At 41.3% G+C, this 13,779-nt stretch carries 13 protein-coding genes and 1 pseudogene; 3 read left to right on the top strand and 11 right to left on the bottom strand.

What is annotated here, in order from left to right:
- Nucleotides 1-219 precede the first annotated feature (219 nt).
- Nucleotides 220-585: a hypothetical protein gene (locus BN202_RS10325; RefSeq protein WP_034987553.1), complete on the top strand. Its 366-nt coding sequence runs from the start codon at nucleotides 220-222 to the stop codon at nucleotides 583-585.
- Nucleotides 586-635: 50 nt separating this feature from the next.
- A complete protein-coding gene (locus BN202_RS05450; protein ID WP_019219597.1) occupies nucleotides 636-1,082 on the top strand; it encodes a hypothetical protein in 447 nt (148 codons plus the stop codon).
- A 300-nt stretch (nucleotides 1,083-1,382) separates the two neighbouring features.
- Here BN202_RS05450 and BN202_RS05445 read toward each other — a convergent pair whose 3' ends face one another.
- A complete protein-coding gene (locus BN202_RS05445; protein WP_019219596.1) occupies nucleotides 1,383-2,123 on the bottom strand; it encodes a DUF4167 domain-containing protein in 741 nt (246 codons plus the stop codon).
- A gap of 807 nt (nucleotides 2,124-2,930) precedes the next feature.
- On the opposite strand from BN202_RS05445, the gene fdhE reads away from it, so the two are divergent.
- The gene (gene fdhE / locus BN202_RS05440; protein ID WP_019219595.1) at nucleotides 2,931-3,827 is read left to right on the top strand and encodes a formate dehydrogenase accessory protein FdhE; all 897 of its coding nucleotides are present in this window, start codon (nucleotides 2,931-2,933) and stop codon (nucleotides 3,825-3,827) included.
- A 642-nt stretch (nucleotides 3,828-4,469) separates the two neighbouring features.
- Here the strand turns inward: fdhE and BN202_RS05435 are convergent.
- From BN202_RS05435 to BN202_RS05385, 10 genes and pseudogenes are all read right to left on the bottom strand, one after another.
- Nucleotides 4,470-4,912: pseudogene (locus tag BN202_RS05435) on the bottom strand (hypothetical protein).
- A gap of 166 nt (nucleotides 4,913-5,078) precedes the next feature.
- Nucleotides 5,079-5,252, bottom strand: coding sequence for a hypothetical protein (locus BN202_RS05430; protein ID WP_156792116.1), 174 nt, complete (start codon nucleotides 5,250-5,252; stop codon nucleotides 5,079-5,081).
- Between the two features lie 68 nt (nucleotides 5,253-5,320).
- Nucleotides 5,321-5,890, bottom strand: coding sequence for a hypothetical protein (locus BN202_RS10320; protein WP_019219593.1), 570 nt, complete (start codon nucleotides 5,888-5,890; stop codon nucleotides 5,321-5,323).
- A 706-nt stretch (nucleotides 5,891-6,596) separates the two neighbouring features.
- Nucleotides 6,597-7,559 (bottom strand): phage tail protein, encoded by a 963-nt coding sequence (locus BN202_RS05420; protein ID WP_019219592.1) that lies wholly within the window; start codon nucleotides 7,557-7,559, stop codon nucleotides 6,597-6,599.
- A complete protein-coding gene (locus BN202_RS05415) occupies nucleotides 7,556-8,695 on the bottom strand; it encodes a tail fiber domain-containing protein (RefSeq protein ID WP_019219591.1) in 1,140 nt (379 codons plus the stop codon). The genes BN202_RS05420 and BN202_RS05415 overlap by 4 nt, the downstream gene beginning before the upstream one ends.
- Nucleotides 8,692-9,168, bottom strand: coding sequence for a hypothetical protein (locus BN202_RS05410; RefSeq protein WP_019219590.1), 477 nt, complete (start codon nucleotides 9,166-9,168; stop codon nucleotides 8,692-8,694). Before BN202_RS05410 ends, BN202_RS05415 begins: the two co-directional genes overlap by 4 nt.
- A gap of 133 nt (nucleotides 9,169-9,301) precedes the next feature.
- On the bottom strand, nucleotides 9,302-10,765 hold the full coding sequence (locus tag BN202_RS05405; RefSeq protein WP_019219588.1) for a hypothetical protein: 1,464 nt from the start codon (nucleotides 10,763-10,765) through the stop codon (nucleotides 9,302-9,304).
- Nucleotides 10,766-10,943: 178 nt separating this feature from the next.
- Nucleotides 10,944-11,264 (bottom strand): hypothetical protein, encoded by a 321-nt coding sequence (locus tag BN202_RS05400; RefSeq protein ID WP_019219587.1) that lies wholly within the window; start codon nucleotides 11,262-11,264, stop codon nucleotides 10,944-10,946.
- Nucleotides 11,265-11,331: 67 nt separating this feature from the next.
- Nucleotides 11,332-12,015, bottom strand: a complete 684-nt coding sequence (locus tag BN202_RS05395) for a hypothetical protein (protein WP_019219586.1) — start codon at nucleotides 12,013-12,015, stop codon at nucleotides 11,332-11,334.
- A gap of 333 nt (nucleotides 12,016-12,348) precedes the next feature.
- Nucleotides 12,349-13,467: a N4-gp56 family major capsid protein gene (locus BN202_RS05385; protein ID WP_019219584.1), complete on the bottom strand. Its 1,119-nt coding sequence runs from the start codon at nucleotides 13,465-13,467 to the stop codon at nucleotides 12,349-12,351.
- Nucleotides 13,468-13,779: the final 312 nt, after the last annotated feature.

The raw sequence follows: 13,779 nt of genomic DNA, 5'->3' as shown, positions 1-13,779 counted from the left end.
AGGCCCTTGCGGAAAGGCCCTTGCGGAAAGGCCCTTGCGGAAAGGCCCTTGCGGAAAGGCCCTTGCGGAAAGGCCCTTGCGGAAAGGCCCTTGCGGAAAGGCCCTTGCGGAAAGGCCCTTGCGGAACAAAGCAACCTTTAAAAACGTTTATTCATCATGAAAAGCCAAGGCTGACAAATGGAGCTCTATGCTGTCAACCTTTTATTTGGACAATATTTTATGAATACCCTTGTTTTTATCCTTTTATTGGTTTCATGCACAGATGATTTTAACAGCTGTTATTCCAACAACAAAATGGTTAAAATCTATCCCACAGCGCAAGCCTGCGAGCAAGCTATGGTACCTGCTACAAAAAAATTTGCTTCTTATGGGCAACAAATCTTTGCTCAATGCACGCCCGTACAGGCAAACTTACATCAACAACAAGTAAAGCTCATCTGGTCTGTAACAAACCGAGGCAATTTTCTACTTACAAGCCAAAATATGCATGATAAGATTTCCAAGGACCACGACACAGATATTTTTCCACTTCATCCCCCCCATCTAGGTTTTTCACCTATAAACCTCTTGCACAAAAAACCTTAAAAGCATAAACCCATCAAGTTCTCACAAAACAATCCATGGAAAAGGTTAGCATGATGGATAAGAAGCAAATGGATCCGGCAAAAGATCAAAGTGCACAGCAAGATGCACTGCCTCAAGACCTCCGCTTAGACCCAGCGGTAGAACGGGTGAGGAAAAAACTTATGCGTTTAATGATCATTTCCATTGCAATAACACTCATTCTTATGCTTGCTGTATTGTTTGGCATTGTCTATAAAATCATAGCAACAGGATCAGCTCCTAAACAAACAGAGCCCTTTTCCTCTCACAGCAAAAAAGAAATTATCCAGCATACACTCTCCTTACCGAAAAATGCACAGATTCTGTCACAAAGTCTTTCAGAACAAAATATTGTTTTGAAAATCTTAACCTCAGATGGGCAGACAAAATTCATGGTGTACAATTACTACACCGGTATACTCATTGCTGTACTTTCTGTTGAAACAACTGAAGATACAACACCCACCCCACTCCATTAAGAAGATGCCCAACACAGTACTTAAATAGCGCCGGTTACTTTTGACATCCTCTTCTGCTACAGACATATGAGCTCATAGACAGACGCCGTGGTTTTTTTGTATTTCCTTCTCACACACAGGCAAAGAGCTGGCCTTTTGTGTCGACATTTCTCCATCATCTTGAGCAACTTCTCAGCTTGCCCTTAAAAACATAAAAGCAAGTTTGTAAAGATGAAAGAAATCTTTTGCTCAAAACGCAAAAGCTATAGCACGCGTGAAAACTTCGTCTCTCATAGATATTGATAAAAGCACGCGTTATTTTTAGACATTTTCTTCTGCAGAAGAAGGAACCACACGCCGCCGCCGTGGTTTTTTTTGTATTTCCTTCTCACACACAGGCAAAGAGGTAGCCTTTTGTGTCGACATTTCTCCATCATCTTGAGCAACTTCTGAAGCAGTCCGTGAAAGTTCAAAATGTGGAAATTCAAGGGAGACTTCTTCTTGCACACGTGCAGTACGCCGCCGCGAAGTTCTCCGTATTTTTCTGACAGGTTCAGCAGTTTCTGCATCAGCACATTGCTCTTGGAGATTTTGCTCATCCAATGGAGTGCTCGCCTCTACTGTCTCTTCATATGCATATCCATTTTGTACCTTAGTATATTGCCCATGACCATTTTTTTGCGGCGATGTTTGTGAAATCTCTATATCACAATCAACAGCGTCTTTTTTTGCACCTTCAGCGTTTATTTCGCCGCACTCCTGCTCATTATTCTCATCACGCCGGACATATTGTGTTTGCCCAGCCGCTGCCAAAATAATCCGCAAATAATGTTCAGCATGTTGTAGATAGTTTTCTGACATAACACGATCACCAGCCCCCTGCGCATCACGAGCAAGACTTATGTATTTGTCAGCAATTTGTTGCGCATTTCCGCGAATTTTAACATCCGGACCGCTGCTTTCATAATTCCGCGACAACGGGTTAGGTCCGCGACGATTATTATTGTTATTATTATTGTTGTTATTGCGACCGCGTACCCGTCTATTTTGTTGTGGCCTCATTTTTATCCCTTTTTGGAGTATGTGTGTCTTAATTGACTCTTCTTGATTGCATTATTTTATTTTGTGATAACGTTCATCATGTTGAAATACGGTTATCAACCTATCCGCGTTTTACTTCACTCAAATGATACCTACTGATATTAGATAAAGCATATATTTTTTGAAAATCACAAAAACACCAGGGAAACTATAAGTTTAAAAGTCCCTTTTTCTCTGTTAACCAGCAGAAACCTAGTGATGTTCATATAAAATGCCAAGTGTTTTTTTCTAAATAGACCATATTTTATTAAAAAAATAACCATCTTGTGGAAAACAAAAACGTTAACGAACACAGAAAGACCTTAGCAAAAACAACACCCATCAGAGAACAACCCAAAATGCCTTCTTGCTTTAAAAGCACTGATCGTAAAAACGCCGACACCCCTGCCCCCTCGCACACCTAACTTATAAGCACACAGGCTTCCATGAGTTACCGCACGAACGCATTTACTTAATGAACATAGCCTTTCTTCTGCACTAAAGCAACCCCTTTGTGAATAATAATCCACTATTACTTCAAAAAAACCCCTTAATTTTTACAGATAGATAAGTATAAACTATTTCAAGTGCCATAGACATTAACAGATAAGTTTTCTTGCCAAACTTTACTTCCTGCGTTATGAATCTGTGTTTAATTTGAGGTAATTTATAGAAAAATCAAAGATCTCATTATATAAGAAGCTACTGAGAAAGAAACAATATGCCGTCTCCTGCCAAAAACTCAGATACGCCTTAAAAGATGGCAAGATCTATGAGTGGGAATGGATCATGAGTACTCCAATTTTTATTATACTGCCCAATAGGGAAACTTTATTTGCAAAACGCGCACAACGTTTTGCACATTTAGCCAACAGCCTCAAAAACAAACAGAGTCTTTTGTTTTTTGCACATTTTTGTCATGCGCAACAACAATCGAGTGAGAAATTTAAAGATTTTGCAGTTCCTCTTTGTCGTTTTGCTGCCCCCACAACAGCGCCTCTTAATCGATTAAAATTATTAACTTTGGGCTTTTATGAAACTATTGTTGATGATTTTTTACAACGCCTCTCAACCCCAACATTTTCTCAAGCAACACCTTTGGCAATAAGCGACCAAGCTTTAAAGCGCACGCACCAACAAAAAGATCAATGGCGCATTTGGGGAGAGAACTTATTAAACCAGAAATTTCCCCCACAGCAATTAGCCGAACATATTTTTATCACCGGAGCTTTACAAATCATCTATTGTCTTGCCGCCTCACAACTTGATGCGCAAAGCTTAACTGCACAACAAAACAACCTCTGTCCTGCTTGCAACGGCACACATTCCGCCACCCTCATAATCGAGGCCAAACCACAAGAAACCATAAAAGTTTGTTCTTGCCTCTACTGCGGGGCTCTTTGGCAGATTGCATACAATCAATGCAGTTTTTGTCAAGCAAAACAGAGTATTTCTACTCACAGCAGTGAAAATATTTCACACGGCATTTTCTTTGAAAGATGTGAGAAATGTGGATCTTATTGCAAACAATTTAATTATCAACAAAACCCTACACTCGATGTTTTTGCCGATGACATCAGCAGCACCATAGTGGATTTTTTACCAAAAACCTCTTATCATTTTAAGCATAAGAGTTTTAATCCCTTTTTAGCTGAATACAGCCAAGAACCCTCGTGGACAAAATAATGATGGTGCGCCACACCAAACAGCTTGTTCCCTCTGAAACATTAAAGGGAAGCATCCCTCGTGAAAACCAAAAAATACAGCAAATACAACAGCTTTTCCCTCATGTGCACCATAACAAATGCAAAATGCCCTTCTTCTGATTCTTGTTATCCACCCTATGAGCTAACAACTGCGCATACAGGAATATTTTCGCATCTCAGACCCTTTCCATAGCATCAGTCAAAATCATTCTCTTACAATTAGTGGGATTTCTGTGTGAAAAAACACTTAAAAATAAAGAATAACACTGCTTTTCATGAATATCCTTAACTACCATAGTTTATCACATATTGGAGACTGATAAAATAATAGGGAGGCACCGAATTACCACTTCATAAGCATAGAGTTTTCAAGTTCTCAGCTCAGAAAAATTTGCTGTACATCCATTGTAATTTTAAGGCACATAAAAAAACAATTGCTACAAAATCAAATGTTTTGCATTGTCAAAAATTTCAAAGAAGAGGCAAAGATTTAAGAAAACATGGCAAGATTTTGCCAATCAAAACATTGTTGGTATAAAAATGGGTATAGTTATGACCATAATAAAGAAACTTTTCTCTTTTTCCTCAAATATCTATCCCTTTGAAATTTTCTGTAAAAACCTCAAAAGTGATTGCGTACCTTTACTTTTTTACCCTCTTTTTCATTAAAAAGACAGTCTCGTAGGAGGAAATAATTTCCGTCTCCAGGGCGCACCATTGCCACACATTTTTTCTTTGCCATCTCTGAGAGCGTATCCCACATTTCACGAATAGCAAAATAGGCTTCACTTTCTAAATTAAGACAATGCTGATAAACTTCTTTTCTCATATCAGATGGAACGGAAGCAGCGATTTCCTTGCAATATACGCGGTGATCAAAGACTGGGATAGTCAATTCTACCGGTGCTTTTTGTGCTATTTGTTGATGCGAAGAAAAATGACTGATTATTTTTACCATAAGAAAAAAAATACCACAAGACACAAGAGCAAGATGCAAACAAAAGCGATCTTACGATATAATCTTTTGAAATAAGCTTTTTGTCTTGCGCGGATTCTTTTTTCCATAAAGGGCCTATCCTTTAACAACTAAAGAGAGCTTTTTTAAAAGCAAACAATGAGTACAGCCTCAAAACATCATGGTTATGTTACAACAGCAAATAATCCATCTTCTTATCGCAAAACACGCCATTTTTCTACTCTACTCTCTGCTATATTATGCATACCGCTCTTCTTAACTTTTTTGTCTGGTATCAGCAATGCTACACATCCCACTCTTAACTTTAAAATTCTTAATATCATCTGTATTCAATTTGTTAGCAGAATGAAAATCTATACGTGCAGTTGTACCGCTTTCTAAACTGACGTGTTTACTTTCTTCTCCAAATTTAACAGTTACATCACTCATTAATGCACTCACGGGGCTAGGGAATTTAGTATCGCTCCCATACGCATACAGCGTATGACTCCCCACCCTTATATTTCACCATCTGCTTTACTGCCCTCACCACTCACTTTTTCACCTGCAACATGTAATTTAATGTCACTACCAGCTTTAAACTCTAGACCGCTTATTGGTGGGGCACTTATGGAACCAGAGAGGGCAATATTCCCCCCAGCATTAAAGCCAACATCGCGTATTGGTGCACTCACAAAATTATGCTTTTTAAAAATCTTACTCATCCCATAACGTACATCGCTCATTGGTGGGCTTCTGAAATCAGAGAGATTAATATCATTCGTATACGCATACAACGTATGACTCCCCACACTTATTTCACCATCTGCTTTACTGCCCTCACCACTCACTTTACTGCTTTTATCATCTTCCTGCATATCTTGTTTATGTGTAAGAGAAGCAGGATCTGTTGTATTCAACTGTTTTTCTAAAGCCTCCAAGCGCTGAGAAATTTGTGTGAGATCTTTATATATTCCCTTCAGCAATGCATTCAAAGGGGCGTGCCCCATTCTTCCGCTAGCATAAAGAGCCACGCGAATATGTTCAGGATCATCAACATCAGCGATAGAAAATGGAAAAAGCGCCATTATACCCCCTTTAACGCACTATAAAACAGCCCTATTGGCAAATTTCAGTGCCGATTACCGATAAACTTTTGCACCATATAAATCTTCAAGAAACTCCATTAAAAAACGCTTAAAAAAGCTTCCTGTTAACAATGCTTCTCTTTTCTCTGACAAATCTCTGACAATAAATGATGCTTTCAGCCATTTACAGTCAAAGCAACAAATAGGAAAGCAGCTTACAGCATTTCTTAAAGCCTATCTGATTGATAAAAACCCGACCACGCACAAATGAATTGTCTACATGGCTCAGCCGAACATACCAACCATTTTGCAAAAACCTTAGCCAATTTTTTATAAGGAGCGACCAAAAGTGATCCTTAAATAAAATTACATAATAAAGAGAGGCATTTAAAAACAACAGTGCCTTTGCCCTCTCTCTTATATGCCCCTTATAGATCTATGAAAGCAACAACAAAGAGAAAAAGAAGCATCGTATAGCCCCACAGAAAATCATAGACATGCATCTCACCTCTCGCCACACGCAAACCCTAAGCACAAACATTAAAGCTATTCAAGAGAGAAGCTAAAGCAAAGATACATTTTTAAAATAAAACAGGCAGGCATCAAAGCTTCATGCCTGCAGATTCGATAAGGTCGCTTTTTGCCCAGGCTTTTTTCATAACAAACCTTCAGCAATCATTTTTATTTTGATTAAGAATTTTCATTCTCACGCTTTGATAGCATAAACAACAGCCACATTGACAGGACGCGTTTCATCACCACCTGTTTTTTCTAAAATGACTTTATGTTTATGCCCCCCTGCAAGAGTCGTATCCACCTCTCCTGCCCCTTCAAAGTAGTAATGATAATTGCCTGTGTAAACAGATAAACCAGCGGATATAAACTTTTCAATTTTATGTTTATGGTCCCCTGTGAAATCTGTTTTCCCTTCATGGCTATGAGCTTTAAAAGACTCATCTTGTTTACTTCCCAAACGGCGTCCCTTATCGATATTTTTTCCACCATCGAGCCCGCGCAAAAACATTCCACGTAAATCAGGCACATTAAAAGTTGTTAGCCCATCTCCACTTCCCCATGTTTCTCCAAGAACAGCAAAGAGATTTGCATAAGCCTTACGAGAATAAGTCTTACCATCACAAAGCAACCAACCAGATGGCACTTTCTCCATAGCAAAAGTACCAATAAAGCCAGGAGGTGAAAAACTTTGCGTTGGATTGGTTAAAAACCAACCATCAGCATTTCTGCCAGCAATATCAGGAGTGTAAACGACCTCATAAAGACCGCCCCTTTGCATTTCCCCACCCTTTAAAGGCGCAATACCATCGGGAGTTGCCATATAAACAGGCCTTGAAAACAATTGATTTAAAGCGATATTTGTGATTCCGCTATTTTGCTCTTGTACCTTAAAGCGCACCACAATGCCGCCCTTATAATCCTCAAAAGAAGATTTTGTCATCAAGCGAACCGTTGTTTTGTTGTTTTCCTTATCAAAATGAAACTGTGACTCTATCACCCCGCCATTATCCAACAAATATTCTTTAATGCGTTGCATCATAACACGCGCACTATCATTGACTGAACTTGGCGGTTGTCCCTCTGCCCAGTTGATTCTCTCATCGGCATAGGCATTTTCAGATGCAATAAGCGACCAATCATAAATAGAGCTCATAAAAGATATCCTTTTTGTAAGAAAGACAAACGCGCAAAAAGCGAGGAAAAAAAGTGAGCAATTCTCTTTTTAGGTGCTGTGATTTTTTCCATTTTCACTTTTTGCATTTTCAGGCCAATTTTGTCATAATCGACATGCAACAATTTTGTTTTTGCATTGACAAAGACAGCCTCTGGTTTTAAGCGCAGCACCTCTTGTGCAAGAACCCCAATGTAGCGTTGCGGATTACCCTTATAATTAAAGCTATAGAGCGGATAGCCCTTTTTTTTGCCCATAGGGATGATATTTTCTTTGGCTCTCACATCACAAAGCCCTAGAATTCCCCCTACCAATCCAAGCACTTGCTGTGCATCACGCAAGGGATCTTTTGTCACAGAAGGTATTATTGTAGACTTTCCGGATGCTGTTCCGTAATTTCCAGCCGCCTGTGTTCCCACACGCAGCAACTGCTCTAAGCGGTTCCACCCCTGATTATCTTGTTCATCCCACCTTTGGCGCTGTGCATCTAACATACTCTGACGGTTCATATCTTGAATAAGTCCACCCTTCAAAGCATTGCTTTGCGCGTTACTTTGCCCTTGATAATAGTTATTTGCGGCATTCACCTGATCATATAGGGAGCGGTCAATCATCTGATTAGCATTCATCATATTCTGCACATCTTGATTATATTGCTGAGCGGTAGCATTTGTTGCCAATGCACCAAGCTCATCGGCAAGCACTCCGGTATGGGCCCCAGAACCATAGCGCCCTGCTCCAGACATTGATTGATTCACAGCATCGGAAGTTTTACTCAAAGCATTTTGCAAAGCAGCATTAAATTTACTATTGCCCCCAATCCAATCACCCTGAGCCATACCCTGAAGATTGTGTGCCGTTTGTGGTGGTGCATAAAACCACTGTGTCAATGCTGGATTATTATACTGACCAGCCGCCTGTTGTAGACCGGTGAGCGCATTTTTTGTTAGATTCCCAAGACCAGCAACACGCTCCCCCTGATAAACATTTCCCCCCACACCTTTATTATACAGATCAAGTGCTTGGCTACTTGCTTTTTTAAAGATATCTGCAGCCCATGCGGGTGGTGCATTTGTTTGTGTTGTTGTTTGCACTTGAGGTGTCTTTTTTCTACTCATGGCTTTAAAACCTTTCTATAATGAATAAGATTACGAGAATATCCGTGCTGAGTGAGCATTTTCCCCCACCCAGCTCTTGCAAACATTTGCATTTCCTCAGCATTGATTGCGCGCGCCCACGCTTCGACCTTATCGATCAATTTGACCAATTCCAGTCCTCCCTCTCCAGCCAGATCTGAAAGGATGACACGTTTTTTCCCCGTATGGGTACTTTCAACTTTGGTAATGGCAAAAGCGCTAAATTGGCGGTTATTTTTTAACACCAGCCACAATTGTGCTTGCCCAGCGATGAGTTCTTCGGCAATTATTTGCAAACAAACATCATCAGGAAAACGCCTAGCATATTTTTCAAACGCAGCATTAAGAGCCTTTTGATAGGGTGCTATTTTTTCCCATGACCATTGCTCTGTGAGATGAGCAGAATAGGAATTTGGCTTCTCTTGCATGATGATTTGGTCATCTTTTCCGCTCATCTTTCGCCTTCTCAAAAGCCCTCTCAGCACCTCTAAACTTTTCCGCCCCATGGAACACCCCACCAACATGAACTGCCGCCATCACAAAAAACATGCCGCACTCAGCACAGTTTTTCTTTTACAAAGGCACGCGCTATCGCGTGCCGGCCCCCTGCAATTTCACATCGAAGCCCGTTACATGAGACCAATTCACCCCTTCTGGAATACGCAATCTAAAGCGATAAAACCGTGCCCTTGCACGCACATGAATTTGGCCCGTATGATACGAAGGCAGTCTTTCCGGCAACCAAACGGTTTTTTCTGCAAGGGATTGCCGAAAACGCATACCCACAGACAAATAAAACTCCTCGCTATTTACCTGAGGCATAATATTTTTTACCCGTGTTATCATGCCATTTGTCTGCCCCATTTCTTGCGAAGTCACCACACAAGCCATAGGGGCACCAGAAAACGAACCAAGTCTGCCCTGCGCATCAAATGCACCGAGAATGGGCGATTCATTTTTCCAAGCTTTACTATCGAGAGAAAAGGACAAATCATCAAGGCTCGGCGTAATTTGATCGAGACCTTCTAAAGTGATTCCAGACAAAAAAATGGGCAAGATCATTTTGATATCGACCACCGCTTTTGTCCATTTTTGCAATCCCCAATCATAAATGAGCAAAATGCGCTTATGGAGCGTTTCATCGCTATCGACCATCCAATAAACGCGATTATACACCCCATCAATGGCAGCAGACAGAGTATAGAGATTATTCTGTCTTTCTTTTGCTGTCATGGTACGATCAACTTTTTCGAAGCCAATAGGTATAATCTGCCCCTCATGGGTGATCTGATAAAATCCGCCCTCATCAGCAAAGAAGGCAAGATCGCCTCGACAAACGATAGATTCGGCATTTTTTGCCCCGCGTTTATCGTGAATTTTTTGAAAACTGAAAATAATTTTAGAACCAGGGATAAAAGATCCGGCATAGATTGCAGAACGCATAAAGATAATTGGATTTGTTGTTTCGGTTGCGCCTTGCACGAATCCGCCATCGGGAAAATCTTGATAATCGCAGCTTTTTTTCCCCACAGTCCAAAATTCGGCATCGTTCAATCCAGACCAATGGATACGACGTGGATTCTCTGTCAACTTCATCAGACAAACGAAATCTCCCCACACACGAACAATTCCTGCTTGTGGTGGATTTCCGCCTAAATCCCTAAATATTTTATCATGATTAATATCGATGACTTGTGGCCTATCATTGGCATTAACAGCGATAACATAATCGCCAAACAAAGCAAACGACCATGGAGCATCAACATTAGCGAGATAAGGTTTTTCCTTTTTGCTGATATCTTTCCATCGTTTTGTTGTATTGTCGAGAAGATAAATTTTTTGCTTTGTCCCAACAATAATAGACACGCCATTTTTTGTTTTAACAGCAAGAGCACCCAAAATTGCATCAGGACAAGGCTCTGAAAAACGTTGAAAACTTGGCATAGGAATATAGGAACCATCGGCCGGTAACACATTGGTGAGTTCATCAGTAAAAAGCCCATTGATGTCAGCGACATCGGGCCGATAATCAGCGATTGGGAAAAAAGCCATTGAGCACCCCATGAGAAAAAATATTTGAAAAGCCAAATGTGATATTTCAAAACACCAAGGCTTACTTTAAGCACCAGAGTCCCATTCAAATGAGAAGAGGCTCCTCAAGCTTAAAATTCAGACGAGAGAGAAAAACGAAAGCAAATTGAGACATTTATCATTATTAAAGAGCATGCCATCAACCACCAACACCAGCATCAGCCACCAGCACCAGCCACCAGCACCAGCCACCAACATCAGCCACCAGCCACCAACACCAACACCAACACCAGCCACCAGCCACCAGCCACCAGCCACCAACACCAACACCAACACCAACCACCAGCCACCAGCCACCAGCACCAGCCACCGGCACCAGCCACCGGCACCAGCCACCAGCATCAGCCGCCAGCATCAGCCACCAACACCAGCCACCGGCACCAACCACCAACACCAGCCACCAGCCACCAACACCGGCCACCGGCATCAGCCACCAGCCACCGGCACCAACCACCAGCATCAGCCACCAGCACCAGCCACCAACACCAAGCCGCCAGCACCAACACGCAATGCTCAGGAAAAGCCTTTTAAAACCTCATGGGGCGTATATTTGAAGAATTTTTTCGGCGTGATGTTTCAAACCGCAAAGTCTGCAGCTGTTCTTGAAAATCCCTAAAAGAAACAGCCGCATATTCAGAATCTTTAAGGATATTTTTGTAGAGTTCGTATTTTGCACGTGCTTTAATAAGATCGAATGCATAAACCAACCAAGGATTATCATCCTCCAGCACTGCTTCATTGCTAAAACAAACAGGAGCTGAGATAAGACGCACGCTTTCAACCTGTTTAGGTGTTGGAAAGAGCCCTATTTTTTGCTCCATACAGCTATAAAAAAGCGGTGCTCCTTGTTGTGTTCCATATTGTTTTTGCAATATTTCATGAGATTTAAAAAACAATTGTATTGCATCATCTGCCCCCAAAAAGACAGACTCCACAGCCTTTTCAGACTCAATAAAAATTCCTTCTTCTTGCCCATACCATGTTTTTCCACGTTGTGTTTTGAAAATAATCTGTCTTTTTTGATTAAAGAACAAATGCTCCCGTTCACACAAGCGCAAAGCGGTCAAAATGGAGTCTTGAATTTGTGTAGAATATTCTGCTGTTGTATCGTCAATTTCATCTTGAATAAGAGCGACCATAGAGGCAAAAGTTTTACAGTAGTCTGTATGTGTAGGTTCGAGGGAATTTGGATCAATGGGTAAAATGGTCATGGGCAACGATAATCCTTTTGCGTATGGGGCACATTTCAAGTATCTCGAGTGGGTAGCATATTTTTTTGAGAAATAAAAAAAGCTTTCAAACGGTTCTCAAAGGAGCACTCTAGACACTTAAATCAGGCATAGAGAAAATTCTGCTCTCTTGGCGTTAAAAATTTTTCTTCCCCATAAAATATTTTGTTGAAAAAAATGAAGGTAGCTCTTAAAGTAGGCATAAATTGGGACTGCTATCATACCAAAACCTTTAACAACGATAATCAGTAAAGCCAATGTTTGGAACTTCTTCTCAACAGAAACCTCTATCGAGAAGAAGCATTCGAGCAACTGTTAAGCAGGAGCTCCATAAGTTGGGATTACGATGGTAGCAAAATCTTGTGCTCCTTGTGAACTTCCAGGCAAGGTAAAGCAAGTTTTTTTCATACCGATAATGGTTTTTGCTGCGACACCGAACTCGCGTTCATAATCAAACAGCTCTTCCACCAATTTATAGCGTGTAGCGCCGCGATCTTTTCCAAAAGCGATCACAGCACTTTGTGCACCCAGCAGCACCGCACGGCGTACATTGGGCACAGCTTTGTTTGTTGGACCAGACTCAATGCCTTCGGTAACATGTTCAGCCTCGCGCAAGACGACACCATTATACATGCCAAGCGATCCATCATAGAGCGGATTTTTAAGACGGCTTCCACTATAGATTGCCTTTGTAATGTCGAGCCACTGTCCAGCATCTGTATTGGTTCGCAATTGAGTAACCTGGGTTGGATGTAGATAAAGCACATAGACATTTTCACCATCAATGCGCACAGGTCTAATTTTTGGATTAGCGAGCTTAGCCCGTTCAACGGCTTTATCGATCAGTTTAAGAGAGAAAACATCATTTTCTTTCAAGTCTTCATCTTTTGTTTTTCCATGAGGGCGCACAACGCGTTTATCCGTTGGCGCGGTTGGTGCATTAAAGCCATAATGGACAGGTTTAAGGGCAATAGTACGTCCCTCAAAGTTAAGAGTTTTTGCAGTATACCCACACACTTGAATAAAGAACATCAAGCTCAAGCGATCCGCATACCAATCAACCAAGCCATTTTTTGCTTCGGTCCGCAAATCATGTAAGATACGTTGTTGATCAATGGTGCCTTCATTTTTAACCCGCACAGCATGAACAAGTTCATTAATTGCCAAGCGATCACTGAGAAATTGCAGGGCTTCTTCATTGCCTTCAACGGTCTGCCCTTCACTCACCCCATCACCGAGCAACTGTACACGCAAATTAAAGCTAATGGCATCACCACTTGCTTTGGTAGTTTCATCTTTTAATTGTACAATACTGTTTGAATCTGTCCCGATCAAGGGTGCAATAGGAATTGCTTTTGAAACTTCTTGATTTAAAAGTTTAGACCATGTACGCACTGCCATAGGGTCATTAATTCCGATATAAGTTACAGTCATTTTATCCTCTACAAATTGATTGATATAAAAAAACCGGCAAAGCGCCGGCTGTTAACATTCCCCATTCCTCATTTTCAGATGGTGGATTAGTTATTATGTGTTTTGTATGATTTTATTGATTGTCCTCCCCCTTTGAGAAACGTCACATTCTCACTTCGAGAATTCTCCAGCACTCACGCGCCCCCCAAGGCACCAGCACCAACACCCCAAGGCACCAGCACCAACACACCCCAAGGCACCAGCATCAACACCCCAAGGCACCAGCATCAACACCACCCCAAGGCACCAGCATCATCACCCCAAGGCACCAGC

The organism is Bartonella florencae, assembly GCF_000312525.1.
Lineage (GTDB): Bacteria > Pseudomonadota > Alphaproteobacteria > Rhizobiales > Rhizobiaceae > Bartonella > Bartonella florencae.
This window is presented reverse-complemented; position numbering and strand designations above follow the sequence as displayed.